10 protein-coding genes are annotated in these 20,458 nt (G+C 31.1%); all 10 read left to right on the top strand.

What is annotated here, in order from left to right; all coding sequences use genetic code 11:
• Positions 1-545: 545 nt before the first annotated feature.
• Positions 546-1,136 (top strand): RNA polymerase sigma factor, encoded by a 591-nt coding sequence (locus RG22_RS03465; RefSeq protein ID WP_034040908.1) that lies wholly within the window; start codon positions 546-548, stop codon positions 1,134-1,136.
• Positions 1,137-1,318: 182 nt separating this feature from the next.
• Positions 1,319-2,518, top strand: a complete 1,200-nt coding sequence (locus RG22_RS03460) for a FecR family protein (RefSeq protein ID WP_034040906.1) — start codon at positions 1,319-1,321, stop codon at positions 2,516-2,518.
• A 147-nt stretch (positions 2,519-2,665) separates the two neighbouring features.
• On the top strand, positions 2,666-6,121 hold the full coding sequence (locus tag RG22_RS03455) for a SusC/RagA family TonB-linked outer membrane protein (protein ID WP_034040904.1): 3,456 nt from the start codon (positions 2,666-2,668) through the stop codon (positions 6,119-6,121).
• 11 nt (positions 6,122-6,132) lie between these two features.
• Complete coding sequence (locus tag RG22_RS03450; RefSeq protein WP_034040902.1) at positions 6,133-8,022, top strand: RagB/SusD family nutrient uptake outer membrane protein; 1,890 nt, start codon at positions 6,133-6,135, stop codon at positions 8,020-8,022.
• Positions 8,023-8,052: 30 nt separating this feature from the next.
• Positions 8,053-9,249, top strand: a complete 1,197-nt coding sequence (locus RG22_RS03445; RefSeq protein WP_034040900.1) for a DUF5000 domain-containing lipoprotein — start codon at positions 8,053-8,055, stop codon at positions 9,247-9,249.
• Positions 9,250-9,266: 17 nt separating this feature from the next.
• Entirely contained in the window at positions 9,267-10,250 is a 984-nt protein-coding gene (locus RG22_RS03440) for a DUF4998 domain-containing protein (RefSeq protein WP_034040898.1), read from the top strand.
• Positions 10,251-10,566: 316 nt separating this feature from the next.
• A complete protein-coding gene (locus RG22_RS03435) occupies positions 10,567-14,589 on the top strand; it encodes a discoidin domain-containing protein (protein ID WP_034040896.1) in 4,023 nt (1,340 codons plus the stop codon).
• Positions 14,586-15,314, top strand: coding sequence for a hypothetical protein (locus RG22_RS03430; RefSeq protein ID WP_052143613.1), 729 nt, complete (start codon positions 14,586-14,588; stop codon positions 15,312-15,314). Before RG22_RS03435 ends, RG22_RS03430 begins: the two co-directional genes overlap by 4 nt.
• A gap of 67 nt (positions 15,315-15,381) precedes the next feature.
• Positions 15,382-18,960, top strand: coding sequence for a discoidin domain-containing protein (locus RG22_RS03425; RefSeq protein ID WP_034040893.1), 3,579 nt, complete (start codon positions 15,382-15,384; stop codon positions 18,958-18,960).
• 307 nt (positions 18,961-19,267) lie between these two features.
• Positions 19,268-20,182, top strand: a complete 915-nt coding sequence (locus tag RG22_RS03420) for an AraC family transcriptional regulator (protein ID WP_034040890.1) — start codon at positions 19,268-19,270, stop codon at positions 20,180-20,182.
• Positions 20,183-20,458 lie beyond the last annotated feature (276 nt).

Genomic DNA, 20,458 nt, shown 5'->3' with positions numbered 1-20,458 from the left:
CATAAAGTATAGCACGCCTTTCAGTTACTTATTTTTTCTAATAGGCAAATTTCTGAAATTAGTAGTGAAGTGGTACGACGACCCGTTTTATTTTTCTAGAATATTTAGAATGACAATGAAGATTTCTCCCAGATATTACAAAGAACATAAATATTTTTAAAAAAAGTAATATAATCCATGTTTACGCATAAATTGTGCATGTTTTGTAACAAACTATTTATATAAATTGCCATAGTTTGCAATTTGTGAATCCATTGTAAATTTTGAATAAAAGTTGTTATTCAATACGTACTCAATAAATTAAAATGCTCAATGAGTTTAATTAACTGTTTATATTAATATCATTGACCCAAGAGTAAGTGATTGTAAATTTAGGATTTGACTTGATGAATTTGGAAGTAATTCGTTTTCGATAATGATTTTTTGTCGGTTTTGACGTTTTTAAACAATTACACCTAACGATCTCATAGTAATAAATAAATTTAGAAGGATAATAAGTTTTTAGTTAAAAAAAAATAGCACTTCCTCGAATTATTTAAAAATTAATGTGTAAAACAAATTTTTTTAATGAAATATTTTTAGTAACAGAAGTTGCAAATAGCAATGAAAGTGCTTTTCTAAAATTATTTAATCATTATAAGAATGATGTTTATAACTATAGCAAGAAAATGCTTAAGGAAAAGGTATACGCTGAGGAAATTGTGCAAGACGTATTTCTAAAAGTTTGGCTAACCCGAGAAAACCTTAATCCAGATTTATCTTTTAAGTCTTATATTTTTACTATCACTCGTAATTTAACGATTAATTTTTTGCATAAAGCTGCTAATGATAGAAGAATGAGGGAGAGTGTCTTTTATGAAAAATCAACGTATTACAATTCTACAGACGTTTTATTTGATGAAATTTACTGTGAAAAATTACAACAACAAGCAATTAATAATTTGCCACCTAAGCGAAAACGTATCTTTGAACTCTCTAGAAAAGAAGACATGAGCTATGACCAAATTAGTAAAGAGTTAGGAATATCAAAAAATACAGTTAAAAATCAAATGAGTAGAGCCCTTGACTCAATAAGAGACTTTTTATACACCCATAGTGATATCACTTTTCTTTTTCTCTTTTCTTTTTTCTCATAAACCTTCAATTTTTTTAGTTTTTTATTCTTATCCGAATCATTTTATTCTATTAAAAATCAATTACTTAAGTTTTTTTAGTGCTGGTAGATTAAAAAAAGAATAAAAAAAAAGATATTGGAGTGGTATTCGACAGGTTTTCAATTGTATTATATATAGAAAACTTTAATTAGTATTTTAAAAGAATGAACACAGACCCATATATTAGAAATTTACTTAAAAAACATGCTTTAAATACTTGCACAAAGGCAGAAAAAGAAATACTTGTTAGCTTCTTTAATAATCAAAGTGAATTTAGCACATATGATATGCCTTCTGTTGAGGAGATAAATAATCTTTCTGTTAATGAGTTGTCTGAAATTGATGAAAAAGCATCTTTTAGAATTTATGAGAACATAAGGGGGGGGTATGATAAAAAAAGAAAAAGTTTAGTGTCTCAAAGCAAAAAAAAGAGATTTATTATTAAGTCTTTAAGCATAGCTGCACTATTTATTAGTTTTATTGCAGTAGGTGTATTATATCAAAATAATTATTTTTCAAATACATTGAATCTAGACCAAGAACTGGTTCCAAAAACTTCTATTACTCTTCAGTTAGATAATGGTGCAATAAAGATTATTGATACGAAAGAATCTCAAGAACTAGTTAACGAGGAAGGGAATGTTGTGGGTAAACAAGTAAAGAGTAGTATAGCTTATTCAAATGCTTTAAAAACTAATGAGCTTACATATAATATTTTAAGTATTCCTTACGGAAAGACATTTCAATTGTTGTTGTCTGATGGAACAAAGGTGTATTTAAATGCTGGTACGTCTATTAAATACCCTATTAAGTTTTTAGAAGGTTATAGTAGGGAGGTTTTTTTAGAGGGAGAAGCTTATTTTGATGTCGCTACAGATAAAGAACATTTGTTTGTTGTAAATAATAATGGTCTTAACGTAGAAGTTTACGGTACAAAATTTAATGTATCTACGTATCCTGAAGATACTATTACCGACGTTGTGTTAGTAGAAGGGTCAGTTAGTATGTATAAAACAGATGATATTACTGAATTAAATAAATCTGATAAGGTTTTACTGATTCCTGGTATGAAAGGAAGTTTTAATAAAAAGGATAAACAAATAGATACAAAACCTGTAATTACAAGTATTTATACATCTTGGATACATGGAGAACTTGTTTTTAGAGATATGACTTTCGAAAACATTCTTAAAAAACTAGAGCGTCATTATAATGTGTCAATAACAATTAATGATAAAGTGTTAGCAAATGAAATATTTAATGCAAGTTTTAAAGATGTGCCTATTCAAAGGGTGTTAGAATATTTAAACATGACATATAATATAGATTTTGTGATTGATAATAATCATATAACCATCCAATAATTAATATGCCTATGCAGCAAAACAGACAATTGCAACTATTTTCTATTAAAAATTACTTATGTAATAAAAAAAAACCAAAAACTGTTGAAGCCAGTTTTTGGTTTGAAATAAGTGATTAAAAATTAACCACAACTAAAACTTAAAAGTATGAAAAAAATTCTTTATAAAAAGAAAGAATATCGCCTACATTTAAAATCCAACCTTAAAATGAAGTTAAGTGCCTTATTTTTGTTTGTTACATTATTTACAGTTCAGGCTAATACATCATATTCGCAGATTACTAAAATTTCTTTGGATTTAAATAATATAAAAGTAGAACAATTAATAGATATTATAGAGAGTAAAAGTGATTTTCGTTTTATATATAAAATAAAGGATGTAGATCTAAATCGGCTTGTTTCGGTTAAGGCTAAAAAAGAAAATGTAACCTCTATTTTGCAAAGAGTATTTAATAAAACTACAACCGTTTTTAATGTTATTGATACACAAATATTCTTAACAAAAAAAATAAAAGAGAAAGTCCCTGACAAACAAGAAGAAGTAAAAGAGCAGCAATATACTATTAATGGAAATGTTGTAGATGTAACAAATGTGCCATTAATTGGTGTAACTGTTTTGGTTAAGGGAACTAAAAATGGTACTTCGACCGATTTTGATGGAAATTATTCTTTGAAAGTAAAGGATCCTAACTCTGTTTTGGTTTTCTCCTTTTTAGGCTTTGCATCGCAAGAGATTCCAATTAACAATCAAAAAATTATAAATGTTACTTTAGAAGAATCGGCAGATGAGTTAGATGAAGTAGTTTTAGTAAGCTTTGGTAAACAAAAAAAGAAAAATGTAATAGTCTCAATGACTACAATAAAACCCTCTGAACTTAAAATTCCGTCAAGTAATTTAACTACATCCTTGGCAGGAAGAGTTCCAGGTTTAATATCATATCAAAGAGGTGGAGAACCAGGAAGTGATAATGCAGAATTTTTTGTTAGAGGTGTTACAACTTTTGGATATGCATCAAGTCCTTTAATTTTAATTGATGGAGTTGAATTAACTATTGACGATTTACGTAGATTACATCCAGATGATATTGCAGAGTTTTCTATAATGAAAGATGCATCTGCAACAGCATTATATGGAGCTAGAGGAGCTAATGGTGTTATTTTTGTAACGACTAAAGAAGGTGTTGAAGGGCCAGTTAGAATTTCAGCTAGGGTTGAGTATTCTTCTTCAATGCCAACGCAAAATATCGAATTAGCAGATCCAATTACGTATATGAAATTAGGTAATGAAGCGGTTAGAACACGTGACCCACTTGGATTATTACCTTATTCTTTAGAGAAAATCGAAAACACTATTGCAGGTGCAAATCCAGTTTTATATCCAACTACAGATTGGCATAAAGAACTGTTTAAAGATTATACAATAAATAAGCGTTTTAATTTTAGTTTGAATGGTGGGGGTAAAACAGCACGCTATTATGTGTCTATGGCAGCAAGCCAAGATAATGGTATACTAGAAGTTCCAAAAATTAATGACTTTAATAGTAATATTGATTTTAAACAATATAATTTTCGTTCTTCAACAAATATAAATTTAACTGAAACATCTAAGCTAAAACTTAATTTTAATGTGAGTTTTGAAGATTATAACGGTCCAAGACAAGGTGGAGCTGAAATTTATAAAATGGTAGTACATAGTAATCCAGTTAATTTTAGACCTTTTTATGATAAAGATGCAGAGCATGAATTTACAAATCATATTTTATTTGGTAACCATCGTGATGGAAACTTTTTAAATCCTTACGCAGAAATGGTAAGTGGTTATAGAGAAGGTACCAATTCTAAAGTTATTGCTCAATTAGAATTTAATCAAGATTTTAGTTTTATAACCGAAGGATTACATCTTAAATTGATGTATAATCAAACTAAACAATCTTTTTATTCTGTTAACAGGTTTTACAACCCATATTATTATTCGCCAACATTAAATAGAGATACAGGAACAATTTCATTTAACCTTTTAAATGAAGAAAGAGGAACTGAATATTTAGATTATAATGAAGGAACTAAATTGATAACTTCTTCAGCATACGTAGAATCAAATATTTCATATAATAAAGAAATTGATGATAAAAATGAGGTAAGTGGTTTGTTAGTATTTACACTTAACAATAGGTTGTTTTCAAATCAAGGAACCCTAGAAAAATCACTTCCATATAGAAATATGGGAATGTCAGGTCGTTTTACCTACGCCAGAGCACAAAAGTATTTTGCAGAGATTAGTTTTGGATATAATGGTTCTGAAAGATTTGCGAAAAATAATCGTTGGGGATTCTTTCCTTCCTTAGCCTTAGGATGGATGGCTTCAGATGAAAAATTCTTTGAGCCTATAAAAGATGTAGTTACTAAATTAAAAATTAAAGGGTCGTATGGTTTAGTTGGAAACGATCAAATTGGTGGTCCTAATGATAGATTTTTTTACTTGTCAAGAGTAAGTCTAAATGATGGATTAGGGAGTTATGTAACAGGTGAGGATTTTAATAATTTTTTATCGGGTGTTTCCATTCAACGTTATGCAAATGATCAAATAACATGGGAGACTGCAAAAAAAATGAATGTTGGTTTAGAATTAGGTTTATTTAATAATATTGATTTAGAAGTTGATGTTTTTAAAGAGAATAGATCAAATATTTTAGCAAATAGAGTTTTACCATCATCATTAGGGCTACAAGCTAATGTTAGAGCAAATATTGGAGAAGCTACTAGCCATGGTATTGATGCTTCTCTTGTATATACAGAAAGTTTTAATAGTGGAGCCTGGATGCAATTTAGAGGTAATTTCACATATGCAACTAACGAAATTACAAAAATTGAAGAGCCAGATTATTCTGCAACACCTTGGTTATCACGTGTTGGGCAACCAATTAATCAAGTTTGGGGGTATGTTGCTGAACGTTTGTTTGTAGATCAAGCAGAAGTAAATAATTCTCCAGAACAGACTTTTGGAGAGTATACGGGTGGCGATATTAAGTATAAAGATATTAATAGAGATGGCAAAATTTCTGGATTAGATAGAGTTCCTATAGGAAATCCTACAGTTCCAGAAATAGTTTATGGTGCTGGCATTTCTTTTGGTTTTAAAGGGTTTGATATTTCTACTTTCTTTCAAGGCGCTGCTAATTCTTCTTTTTGGATTAATCCACAAGCAACAGCTCCATTTGTAGAATTTGGAGAGGCAGGTACATCATATATTCAACAAAATCAATTATTAAAAGCGTATGCAGATAGCCATTGGTCTGAAACAAATAGAGATTTATATGCATTATGGCCAAGGTTATCTACATCACATATACCAAATAATCAACAAACAAGTACTTGGTTTATGCAAGATGGTGCTTTTATTAGAATGAAGTCAGCTGAAATAGGTTATAGCTTATCAGATAAACTGGTATCTAAACTTAAAATGGAAAAAGTAAGGTTTTATGTAAGTGGCACTAATTTATTTGCAATAAGTAAATTTAAATTATGGGATGCTGAATTGGCAGGTAATGGATTAGGCTATCCAAATCAGAGAGTGTATAATTTAGGTGTAAATATTTCTTTTTAAAAACATAGAATATGAAAAATAATATATATATAGGATTAATTTTAATTGCAAGTATATTTACTTCTTGCGAAAAAGATTATTTAGATGTGGTACCTGATAATGTAGCAACAATAGACAATGCTTTTTCAAACAGGTATAATGCACAAAAATTTTTAGTTACTATTTATTCTGCAATACCTTCTCCTGGAAGTGTAAATAATCCTGCATTAAATGCAGGTGATGAAATTTGGTATCCAACAGCACTACAAAATAGAACTGGTGTTAGAATTGCTCAAGGGTTTCAAAATGCAACAAATCCTTATGACGATAAGTGGACTGGAAGCAGTGTAAGAGATTTATATGTTGGGATTAGAAATTGTAATATATTTTTAAATAAAATTGAAGATGTGTTAGGGATGGATGCTTATGAGAAAAGAGTTTGGATAGCCGAAGTTAATTTTTTAAAAGCTTATTTTCATTTTTATTTGTTTAAAATGTATGGCCCAATTGTAATAAGCGATGAAGCAGTTGAGGTAGGTGATACTAATTTAAATTTAAAACCTGTAAGAAAACCAGTAGATGAAGTAGTGCCTTATATTATTGATTTAATGGATAAAGCAATTGCAGATTTACCACTAACCCTTCAATTTGAAAGTCTTGATTTAGGAAGAATAACTAAACCAATTGCCGCAGCAATTAAAGCTAGAGTTTTAATGACTTATGCAAGCCCTTTATTTAATGGGAATAGTGTATATCAAGATTTTTTAAATGCAGAAGGGGAGCCTTTATTCCCTTTAACATATTCTGCTGAAAAATGGCAAATGGCGGCTACAGCTTGTAAAGAAGCTATAGATATTTGCCATGAAGCAGGGCTTAGACTTTATAAAAAAAGTGATTATATAAACCCTTTTCCACAATCAGATGTAACATTGTTAACTGCCGCTTTAAGAGGTAGAGTTACTGAGCCTTGGAATCCAGAGCTTATATGGGGGCATACAGATTATACAGGGTCAATACAAAGTGAATCTATGACTAAGTTGTATGCATATACAATAGGTTATGTAGTAGCGGCAAGACATGCTCCAACTTTAAGAATTGCAGAAACATACTATTCAAAAAATGGTGTACCAATTAATGAAGATGTTACGTATGACTATAATAATAGATACAATTTAAGACAAGCATTGACCACTGAAAAGTATCAAATAGAACCAGGGCAAGAAACGGCCGTTTTAAACTTTGATAGAGAAACTCGTTTTTATTCAGATTTATCTTTCGATAGAGCAACATGGTTTGGAAACGGAAGAGAAGATAGTGATGATAATCCTTGGTATATACGCGCTAGGTTAGGAGAGTTTGCGTCTGTAGCAGATATTTCGGGATATTCAGTAACCGGTTATTGGCCAAAAAAATTGGTTAACATAAAAACGGTTGTACAAGATGGAAGGACATTTGGTGTAAAAAGGTATCCATTTCCAATAATTAGATTGGCGGACTTATACTTATATTATGCAGAAGCTTTAAATGAATTTAATGGTCCTACAAGTGACGTGTATACTTATATAGATTTAGTTCGAGAAAGAGCTGGATTAGATGGCGTTGTATCAAGTTGGCAAAATTTTTCTTCAAACCCAGGAAAACCTTTAGTTAAAGACGGAATGAGAAGTATAATTCAACAAGAGAGAATGATTGAAATGGCATTTGAAGGCGGTAGATTTTGGGATTTAAGAAGATGGAAATTGGCAAAAAATTACATGAATGGATTAATAAAAGGGTGGAACGTTCTTGAGAATAGTGCAACAAATTATTATACGGTAAAAACAATATTTAATACAAGTTTTACAGAAAGAGATTATTTATGGCCAATACCAGAATCTGAAATTATTAATACACCTTCAATAATTCAAAACCCAGGATGGTAATTATCTTATTAACTTTTAAAAAAAATGTATATGAAACTTAAAATAATAGTACTTATAATCCCAATTTTACTTTTATTTATTGGGTGTGAAGAAAATGAACACGAGCCAATTTCTAAAAGCTCGTTAATACCTCCAAAGGTTGAAAACTTAGCGTTTACACCTATTAATGGAGGGGTTGATATAACGTATGATTTGCCTGCTGGTAAAGATTTGTTATATGTTAAAGCTGTATATACAAATTCAGCTGGAAACCTAGCAGAGGTTAAAACTTCAATTTTTAATAACAATATTCAAATATTAGGATTTGGAGATACAAATGAAAAAACGATAAAAGTTTATACAGTTACGCGTTCAGAAGTTGCTTCTGAACCAGTAGTTTTTACAGTATCTCCTCTAACACCTCCCGTATTTGCAATTCAACAAACAATAGATATTGTTGCAGATTTTGGAGGTGCTAAATTTACTTGGGAAAATGACTTAAATGCACCAATATCTGTTGAATTATTGGCAGAAGACCAATATGGAGATTTAGTAAAAGTTAGAACAGAATATACATCACTAAAAACAAACAAAGTTTCTTTAAGAGGTTATGCATCAGTTCCTACTAAATTTGCTGCGGTTATTAGAGATCGTTACGATAATTATTCTGATACAATATATCCTTCAACTCCTGATAAATTATTAACACCATTATTTGAAGAGCTTTTAGATAAAAGTAAAATGCTTAGAAGACCTTTACAAAATGATGATAATTGGGCTAATTGGGGAGGTTCTATAGAAAACCTTCTCGATAATGATTTCACCAATTATGCACATACACAAGCTGGTAATGTACCAAGACCTAGCATAATGACAATTGATTTAGGAAGTCTTGTTACATTAAGCAGATTTAAACTATATCAAAGGTCCCTTAATGAGCAAAATTTTGCATTTACTCACGGTAACCCAAAAAGATACGATGTATATGGTTCTAAAGAGGTACCTGGTGAAGATGGAAATCTAGAAGATTGGATTTTATTAAAAGAGTGTTTATCTGTTAAACCTTCAGGATTGCCTCTGGGTCAAAAAACCGATGAAGATATTGCTAGCTTTTTATCAGGCGATGAATTCACTTTTGACGATCCGGTAGAAATTAGATATTTCCGTTTAGCCGTTCATGAGACATGGGATGGGTCAGGTTATATCAATTTATCTGAACTATCATTTTGGGGAAGTATTTCTAATTAATAATAAAAATATAAATAATGAAATTATTTAAATATTATATAGCATCAATTGTTTTATTAATGGTTTTTGTTTTTAGTTCTTGTAATGATACTTATGAGTTTCACCAAAAGTATATTGAAGATGGTGAAGTTCAATATTCAAACAAAGTAGATTCATTAAAAACATATTCAGGAAATAATAGATTGAAAATTGAAGGATACATTTCTAATGCATTTAATGTAAATGAAATTATAGTGTACTGGAATAATAGAGAAAATAATGAAATTTTCCCATATACAAAATCTCAAAATCAAACAGATGCATTAGAGTTTATTATTGATAATCTTGAAGAAAAATCGTATACTTTTGAAGTTGTTTCAAAAGAGACAAGTGGTAATGTTTCAATTAAAACTGTAGTTTTTGGTACTGTCTATGGTGAAAATTTCAGATCAAGTTTAAACCCAAGAGCTACAAACACATTCTCTTATAAAAGCGATGCAAAAGCTGATGTTACTTTTAAATTAAGTGATGATCTTGTGCGTAATACGGAATTAAAGTATACCAATTTGAGCAATGTAGAAGTTGTAGATATAATTGCTAATGATACTAATTCTATTAGTATTGAACAATTAGACATTACAAAACCAATACAATACAGAACTTTTTATGTGCCAACGCTTGCAGATGAAAATGGTATGGAAACAAGTATTGATCAATTTAGTTCAGATTGGAATACTATTAATCATCCATTAAAGCTTGAAACAATATTGAATAGCGTTACTTTTCAACCAGTCTCAGGAGGTGTTAAGGTCGATTGGCAAAATTCAGAAAATTTAGATGTAATATTTAATTTTAAAAATACTGTCGCTGGTAACCCTGTAAATAAAAGTATAACATCTAATAGTACAGTTGGAACATATACTATTACACCCATGGAAAATGGAACTCAGAATATTGAGATTACAACTACTGATGTATATGGAAACTCATGGGCTAAAATTTATTCAGTAACACCAATATAATTTCAATCTGTTCTATTAAATAAATTAAATTGGAAAGAAGATCTATTGATTTTTTTTGATGTTATCGAGACACAATAGCCTTATTTAGCTGATAAAATAATTGATAGAAATTAGGTTAAGACTAATAATAATGATGCATGGAACTAAAACGATGTATAACAAAAGGTAGATACATAAAGTTTATGGTTTTAGAAGAAAGAAGTTATGCTACATTCTTTGCAGAATTAAATGTTTTGGTCTAGAAAATTAATTATAATATATAATTATAGGGTTAAAAATTAATCCTATAATTATTTTAAAACCTTATTTTTTAATTATGAAAAAATTATGTAATTATTTAATTATAGCAATTTCTTTTTTTGTTATCTCGAAGAGTTATGCACAAACACACATAACCTCTTACGATGAACTACTAGGGGTTATTACTGATTATAAACCAACTTTTAATGAAAACTTGCCTGATTGGGCAAAATTATTGTATGCATACCCTATTAATTTTAACGAAATTGATAGTAAATACAAAGCGTACATGAAAAATAATGAAAGTGAAAAAAGTGCTATTATCCGTTATTATAAAATTTGGAGTAGAGTTGTTGCTGATTATGTAGATTCTAGTGGTAGAATAATATTACCAGAAAATAATCTATCTAAAAAAGTTGTAAAAACTAAACAACAAAAAACGTTCGATAATTCCAACTCTAATTGGTCATTTTTAGGTCCTAAAAACACTTTTTTTAGAAAAGGTTCTAACGGCTCTGTAATTCCTCCTGTTGCTCCTTGGCAAGTAAATGTATACTCGTTTGATGTATTTCAAGGGGATCCTAATATAATTTACGCAGGTACAGAAACAGCATATGTTAATAAAACTATTGACGGGGGTCAAAATTGGACAATGCTGGCGCCTAATTATCTTTTTTCTGCAGTACTTGATGTATTAATACATCCTGTAAATCCTGATATTGTTTATGTTTCAGGAGGAAATCAAATACATAAAACTACAGATGGAGGGGTTACTTGGATACCAATGCTTCAACCTGGGACGGCGTTTGCAGCAAATCATATAATTATAGATCCTAATAACCATAATAAGTTGATTGTATCTTCTAATAAAGGAATTTACGTTTCAATGGATGCTGGTACATCATGGGTGCAAAAAAACTCAAAAAGAGCTTATGATATAGAGTTTCAACCAAATAATAACAATAGAATTTATTCGATAGTTAAAGGTGATTCAGGGAATTTTGAGATTTTAGAATCCACAGATGGAGGTGATAATTTTTCTGTTGTATCTGGTTTTCCAACAATAGCAGATATTAGCGGAGGGCTAATAGCAGTAACACCAGCTAATTCAAATATGTTGTTGGTTACCATGTTAAGTGAAAATAACACACCTTTTTTATATAAAGGTATTTTAAACGGAACTAACTGGACCTGGACTAAAGTAATTGATTGTAACACATCAACATTTAAATATAATAATGGGCAAGGTTATTACGATTTGGTTTTGGAAATTTCTCCAATTAACGCAGATGAGTTCTTTGTAGGAACACTTACTTTATTTAAAACAACCAATGGGGGTAATCAGTTTGATGCTATTGGAGGGTATTTTGGAAGGTTTAGTATCCATCCAGACATGCAAGATATAAAATGGTTACCTGATAATTCGGTTTGGGTAGCTACAGATGGAGGTATGAGCTTTTCAACAGATGCTTTCGAAACCAATTTTCAGCCTAGAATTAATGGATTGGTAGGTTCTGCTATGTGGGGGTTTGATCAAGGTTGGAATGAAGATATTGTTGTTGGAGGACGCTATCATAATGGAAATATGGCTTTGGCAGATTTTTATAATGGTAAAACGCTTAGAATGGGAGGAGGCGAGTCTGCAACAGGATGGGTGTTACAAGGCAAAAGCAGGCACGCTGCTTTTAATGATCTTGGGGCAGGTTGGATTTTACCACCAACAGCTGAATCTCAAGCTGAAGGAAGATTTAAATTTACCAAATATCCAAACATGCTTGAATATGGAGGAAGAAGAAGCGATTTAATACACCATCCTAATTATTTTGAAATTTTATTTTTAGGTCAGGGGAATAGTATTTGGAAAAGTACAGATATGGGTGAAACTTTTGAATCTTTATATACTTTTTCTGGTACAGTACTTTGCATACAAATGAGTTTTAGTAACCCTAATGTAATTTATGCAGATATTAACGGTTCTGGGTTATATAGAAGCGATGATCTAGGTGTTACTTGGGTGCATAAACCCTCGTTAAGTAATAATTCTAATGGAGGAAGTAAGATGAATGGTAGAACCAGTCTTGTGATTTCGCCTTATGATGAAAATACTATTTATGCTTGTTATTCAAACGGAAATCAGACGAATACCATAGGTTCAGTTTTTAAATCAGTTAATGGTGGAGATACTTGGACAAATATAACAGGTACAGTAAATGGACACACAAAAAAACTAGTAATTCAGCCAACCACAAGTGGAGAAGATTTAATATATCTATTTAACACATCTAGTTCTGGAAATCAATCTGAAGTGTATTATAGAAAAAGTTCTATGTCAGATTGGAGTTTATTTGCTAATAATTATCCAGGTAATTTTAGAATTAGAGCAGCAATTCCCTTTTATAGAGATGGAAAAATAAGATTAGCTGGTGGTGGAGGTGTTTGGGAAACGCCCTTACAAGAACAAAATTTTACGCCAATAGTAAACCCTTGGGTAGAAAATGTATCAAACAAATGTATGGATGATGTTTTGCATTTTGATGATCATTCCATTTTAAATCATGAAGGAGCAAGTTGGAAATGGGAAATAACTCCGGCTCCAACATATATTAGTAATCCTAATATAAGAAACCCAGAAGTTATATTAGGAGCTCCAGGTTCGTACACAGTAAAATTAACAGTAACTCAAAATGGTGTTGATTATGTTAAAGAAATAGAGAACATGGTAACAACAACAACTTGTCCTTCTATTACCGACTGTAATAACCCTGCCGAATTACCAAAATCAGAATGGTCGTTAATATATGTCGATAGCGAACAAGCTAATATTGCACCTGGGTATTCAGCAACAATGGCTTTTGATGGAAATGAATCAACGATGTGGCATACGCGTTGGAGCCCAACTAGAGACCCATATCCTCATGAAATTCAAATTGATCTAGGAAATTCATATAGTATTAGTGAGTTTATATATTCTCCAAGAGCAAGCGGCGAAAATGGAAGAATAAAGGATTATGAATTATATTTTAGTTACGATAAAAATAATTGGGGAGAACCTGCGCATATTGGAGTTTTCGAGAATACAAGTGCTAAACAAACAGTAACATTTGATACGCCTGTTAATGGAAGGTATATGAGGTTAAAAGCGCTTTCTGAGGTAAATGGCGGCGAGTGGGCTTCAGCGGTAGAATTAACATTAATAGGTTGTATAAGTGATAATTGTCCTGGGATAGATAATCCAGATCAAGCTGATTTTGATGGTGATGGATTAGGGGATGCTTGTGACGATGATGACGATAACGATGGTGTATTAGATGTCAATGATACATGTCCAGAAACTCCATTAAACGATCCTGTGAATGAAATGGGTTGCAGTTTGTTTGTGCTACCTGCCAATAACTTTGCTATACAAACCATTGGAGAAACCTGTAGAAATAGTGATAATGGAAAAATTATTATAACTGCGGTAGAGACACATGATTATATTGCAACCATAACTGGAAATGGAAGTACTAGCACTTTAGAGTTTGCTAACGAAGTTGAGTTTGCAAACTTACAGTCTGGAACTTATAATGTATGCATTACAATAAAAAATATTCCTGAAACTGATTTTAAGAGATGTTATGATATTGTTATAACGCAACCTTCAGATTTATCTGTGTTATCAAAGGTAAATACTAGTAAAAAAACAATTTCATTAAAACTAGCTAATGGTAAAGCATATATTATCAACTTAAATGGGATAATAACTAAAACATTAAGTTCTGAAGTTACATTGGATTTATCAAACGGGATGAATTCCATTCATGTAGCTACAGATAAAGATTGTCAAGGGGTTTTTGAAAAATCAATTTTAGTATCAGATAAAGCAATAGCATATCCCAACCCTTTTACAGATTATCTATCTGTTAATATTGGAGATGATTCTTCAGAAATGGTTTCAGTTAATATATACTCTATTACTGGTAAGCTAATTCAATCTAGACATTTACCCGTTAGCAATAACACTATTATAATTGATGGGACTCACTTTGATAGTGGTATATATACCGTAAAACTAGAAACAGCAACAAACATGTCTATTTTAAAAATCCTAAAAAAATGAAACTACTAAAATATATGTCTTATAAACAGCTAAAAAATATCATATTGTTTTTTAGTGTATGTGCTCTTTTTACATGTAGTAAAGGAGACGATAATAGTCAAGACCCAACTCCTGTTGTGAATGATCCAACTGCTGCTACACTTGTATTTCCTAATGTAAATAGTGAGTGTACAGAAGGAACTAGCATAACATCTACTGAAAGTACCGTTAAGTTTCAGTGGAATAAAGGAAACTATACCGATAGTTATAATTTAAAATTAAAAGATTTAAATACTGGAACTACTACTGGTCATTCAACGGTAGAAAATAATATTTCTATAAAACTAAAAAGAGGGAATCCATATTCTTGGTCTGTAGTTTCACGATCAAATGAATCATCTAAAACAGCAGAAAGCCCAGTCTGGAAATTTTTTAATGCAGGTGAGGGTATTTCATCATATGCACCTTTTCCAGCAGAAGCAGTAAGTCCTATTAGGGGTGCAGATGTGGCAAGTGGTAACATAACATTGGAATGGAGTGGAAGTGATGTTGATAATGATATTGAGAGTTATAATGTGTATTTTGGAGAAACAACTTCCCCAGCAGAATATAAAACAGAAATTACTGAAACAATCTTGAATAATGTAATTGTCGGAGCAGGTAAAACGTATTACTGGAGAGTGAAAACTATAGATACTCAAGGGAATGTTTCAAACTCAGACATATTTAGCTTTAAAGGTTCCTAAAAGGGATAATTGAATACCCTTAATTATTCATATTTAAAACTGAACTTATCTTTAAATAATCAAATAAATGAAAAAAGTAATATATTTATTTTTCCTGTTAACAGTCTTTTTTGTTGAAGCACAAAATGGGAATCAATGGTCCCAGTTATTTTTAAATTGGAATAGTACCCAAGATAATGGAGGAAGTGGTGTAGTAAGGTCTATACGTATAAATCCTAGTAATACGAGTTCTGTTTTGATAGGGGCAGCTAAAGCAGGTATATGGCATACAAATAATAGCGGAAATGACTATACATTTGTTTCTGGTAATGTTCCAGAAGTAGAATGGGTAAATGAAATCATTTATAGTCAGCAGAATTCACAAATTGTATACGCCAATACCGATATAGGAGTTGTTAAATCGACAAATGGTGGTATAAATTGGTCATACACTAATTTAAGAATGGTTAAACCAAATAAATATGGAAGTTTAAATTGGCTAGATGTATCAACTACCAATAGCAACGTAGTTTATGCAACAACTGACTATCAAGGTACATATACTTTATATAAATCTACTGACGGAGGTAATTCTTGGGTTCAAAAATATCAAACATCAAAAAAGATTTGGGACATGCGTATAAAACCTGGAACTCCTGAAACCGTTTATATTCTAGAAGAATCTACATCTACTAGTTGGATTAATTTTAAAAGATCAACCAATAGTGGTAGTACTTTTTCTACCATTAACAATGGTTTTCCGTCTGATTATAATATTGTTTCTCACCGTGCAAGAATTGCAACCACACCAGCTAACAATAATGTAGTATACATAGCTATTGCTTTTAACGGAGGTGGAACCAATGATAAGATATCTTTTTTTAAATCGTCAGATAGCGGGTCCTCTTTTACAAAAAAATGCTGCGGAAGTTCCAGTAGTCCTTTGGAAAATGCCGTAGGATCTTCAGACTTTTTATATGAAGGTGCGCATTTAGCTCAAATAACATGGAATTTTGCTTTTACAGTTTCAGAAACAGATGAAAACTTTTTAGCATGCGCAGCAAATAAACTAAAGATAAGTACAGATGGCGGAGCTACATGGAGTTATGACAGGTCTGGTAATGTGGTAACTGGTAATCAATATGATAATTATCAATCCAATAATGCACATAAAGGAGTGCATGGAGATCATCATGGTCTTTCTATTGTTGGAGATCATATATGGAATTCAAATGATGGAGGCGTTTATTATTCTGCAGATAAAGGGATGACTGTTGTTAAGGATAAAAGTGATGGACTAGGTGTCCAAGAGCTTTGGGGCTACAGTCAGTCTTTTAAAAATGATGTCATGGCTGTTGGGTTAAACCATAATAAAATATGTTATAGAGATGATAATGTGTACGGAGGTTGGATTGCTGTAAATGGAGCTGATGCTATGGCGGCAAATGTTAATCCCATTGATGATCAATATATGTATAACCACCCTTGGGGGCACGAGCGCGTTAAAAGATCTTTAACAGGAAAAACGGGTCATCAAATGCAAAACTTAGGGATTGAACTGGGTTATATAACATTAGATAATCTTGAGTTTCACCCTCATCAATATTATACAATTTATGGTAGCGATTATGGAGATAGAAACAAGACCTATAAGTTGGCTAAATCAACCAATAATGCATCCAGTTGGGAAGTTATTAAAAGCTTTGAAGCAGAGCGTAGAAATGCCGTTGCTGTAAAATCTAGTTTTGCAGATGCCAATTATGTATATGCTGTAGTAGATCCTAATAGAGTGATTAAATCTACAGATGAAGGTGCTACATGGACTGAGGTTAATCCTCCGGCGTCTTTAATAGGTACTAATGCTTTATGGCGTCTTGCAGTGAGCGATCAAAATCCTAATCACCTGTGGGTTACTTTAAGAGGAGCAACAAATACCACTAAAGTAATTAAATCTACTGATGGAGGGGTAACATGGAGCGATTTTTCAACAGGACTTCCTAATCAGCATATATATTCTATAATTTACCAAAGAGGTAGTGACGACATATTATATATTGGAACTGGCTTAGGGGTATATTATAGGAAAAATGGAATGTCAAATTGGGCATTATTTGGAAGTGGCATGCCAGCCTGTAAAGCGGCTTTTATGTTTATTAATTATGCAAAAGGGAAATTACGTTTAGGTACCTCAAGAGGATTATGGGAGAATGATTTAATTGAATTAACAGCTCCAAAAGCGAATATCACAGCAGACCGAAATACCTTTAGCGTAAACAATCCTACAGTTAAATTTGCAGACTATTCAGTAGCAGATATAGCCGCCACATACCTTTGGAGTTTTCCAGGAGGAACTCCTTCCACTTCAACAAGTGAAAGACCTGTAGTTGATTATTCTAACGCATCAGGGGATAGTTTTGATGTAACCTTAACAGTAACAGACTCAAGGGGAACTAGCACACAGACATTAACGAACTTTGTTAAGCGCATTGTAGAAACTTCAGTTCATTATGTAGATAGTGAAGAAACAGTAGGGTCAGATGGTAAAGCTATTAATGCCATTGATGGAGTTAATACTACAATCTGGCACACTAAATGGGCTGGAGGGGCAGATCCTCAACCTCATGAAATACAATTGAATCTTGGAGGTACTTTTTCAGTTTCCGCATTTACATATCTACCGCGTCAAGATGGTAATACAAATGGAAGAGTATCCCAGTATGAAGTATATGTAAGTAACGATCCTTTAAATTGGGGAGCAGCTGTGGCTTCTGGTATTTTTGCTAATGATGCTAGTTTGAAAACAGTTAATTTTACACCAAAAAATGGAAGTTATGTTAGATTTCGCTCACTTTCTGAGGTTGATGGAAAAAATTTCACAACAGCAGCAGAAATTGATGTGATAAAAGGACCTGCATCACCAATACTATCTGTATATTATGTAGATAGTGAAGAAACAGTAGGATCAGATGGTAAAGCTATTAATGCCATTGATGGGGCTAATAATACAATCTGGCATACCAAATGGGCTGGAGGTTCAGATCCGCAACCTCATGAAATACAATTGTATCTTGATGGTACCTTTGAGGTAGAAGGTTTTACTTACTTGCCAAGGCAAGATGGCAATGTAAATGGAAGAGTATCTCAGTACGAAATATATGTAAGTGATAATCCTTCAAATTGGGGGACTGCAGTAGCATCAGGAACTTTTGCTAACAATGCGAACTTGAAGACCGTTAATTTTACACCAAAAACAGGAAGTTATCTTCGTTTTAAAACCCTATCTAATGTAAGTGGAACTAATCATACCTCTGCTGCAGAAATTAATGTTATAGTAGGAAATCAAAGTACTGCCAAATCTCCATCTAAAACTTCTTTATCAATAGAAAGTGAAAATAATGATCTTATTGATTTAAAAGTATACCCGATACCTTTTATGGATACTTTAAATATTGGAGGGTTTATTGATAATCAAAGTAAAAATGCTCACATAAAACTTATTGATATTAATGGAAGAACGGTTATTTCGAAAAAGATAGATACCAATAATAAAGTAAGTATTAATACCTCCAATCTTTCAAATGGGATATATATTTTAGAAATAAAAACCGAAAATTATAAACAGTACAAAAAGATAGTAAAAGGATATAATTTATTAGAAGAAGATTAATACCAAGTTGGTACTTTTTTGATTTGTACTACTTAATTTGGAGAACAGTTTGAGTGATTCTAATATGTCCTTCGAAATAGATGAAATTTTGTTATAAACATACAGTTCAAGGTAAGTTTATTTTAAAAATGATTACACACTAATATTAGAAATATCATAACGATGCTTAATGTTTATAAACATTAAGCATCGTTTTATAAAGTCATGAGTTTTAAATTAAAAGAGTTTTACATAAAAACATTTTTGCATTGTAATGACTTGGCAATAGGGTGATTTAATGTCGATATTTTTTTAAATAAACATTAATATGGATTCTTCATTAGAAACACAAAAAATCAAGGAAGGCTTTATAGGCCAAAAAATGATTACTATTCCTCCTAATATTAGAAAAGAGATAGTAGCTAATTCATTGATTTCAGATTTTTATTTGACAGCTATAGGATATTACCCACATGCTATTCATCATGATAGGAAGCGGAAGTTTGGTTGTAAGGAATATATATGGCTCTATTGTACAGAAGGTTCTGGCGAAGTAGTTATTAATAATAAAAACTTTGAGTTAATTCCAAACACATATATAATAATACCTCCAGGTATTTCACATCATTATAAAAGTTCTGAAAAACAACCTTGGACTATTTATTGGGCTCATTTTTTTGGAGAAAAATCAGATATTTTGTATTCAAGGTATTTAGATGAAGTAAAAATGCATGTGGGTAAAATACCTCTTAATGAAAGTAGATTAAAAAAAATGATTGAAATGATTGATACTTTAGAGAACAATTTTGAGAGTAAAAACATTGAAATAACAAATATTAATTTTTATCATTTACTAAGTTCTATAATTTACCATATAGAACCAAGTCCCTCTTTTCTAAATACAGATCCTATTAGCCAATCCATAACTTTTTTAAATAAGCATATTAAAGAAATCTTTAAAGTCGAAGATTTAGCATTACAACAAAATTTGTCAGTATCCAGATATACGGAACTCTTTAAAAAAAAAACAGGGTTTTCACCGATAAAATATTTTAACAACATCAAAATCCAAAAATCCTGCCAATATTTATACTTTACTGATTTGACAATTAAAGAAATATCACTAAAAGTAGGCTTTAAAGATCAATATTATTTCTCAAGAGCATTTAGTAAACTAATAGGAATGCCACCTTCAAAATATAAAATGTTATATGAGAACCAATATTTAAGAAACAAGTTGTAAAAAAATAAGTATTTATCCTTTTGTACTCTTGGGGTATTTTTTGAAATGATGGTATATATTAGAATACAAATAAATCATTAATTATTTCCTTATAAACAATCCACTTCTTAATTGGCCGGATACTACAACCATTCTTTAATAAAAACCTTTCTTCAATAGTTAAATTGTCCATCATTATCTTGTTTTTGTCTATGGTTGTAGCAAATGGTTAATTGTAAATTGCACTTATATGTTAGGTTTTAAAGTCATTAAAGAATTATGATTTTAAAATTATAA

Source organism: Wocania ichthyoenteri Th78 (assembly GCF_000789235.1).
In the GTDB taxonomy this organism is placed as follows: Bacteria; Bacteroidota; Bacteroidia; order Flavobacteriales; family Flavobacteriaceae; genus Wocania_A; species Wocania_A ichthyoenteri.
The sequence above is the reverse complement of the archived record's forward strand: the minus strand, read 5'-3'. Positions and strand labels throughout refer to the sequence as shown.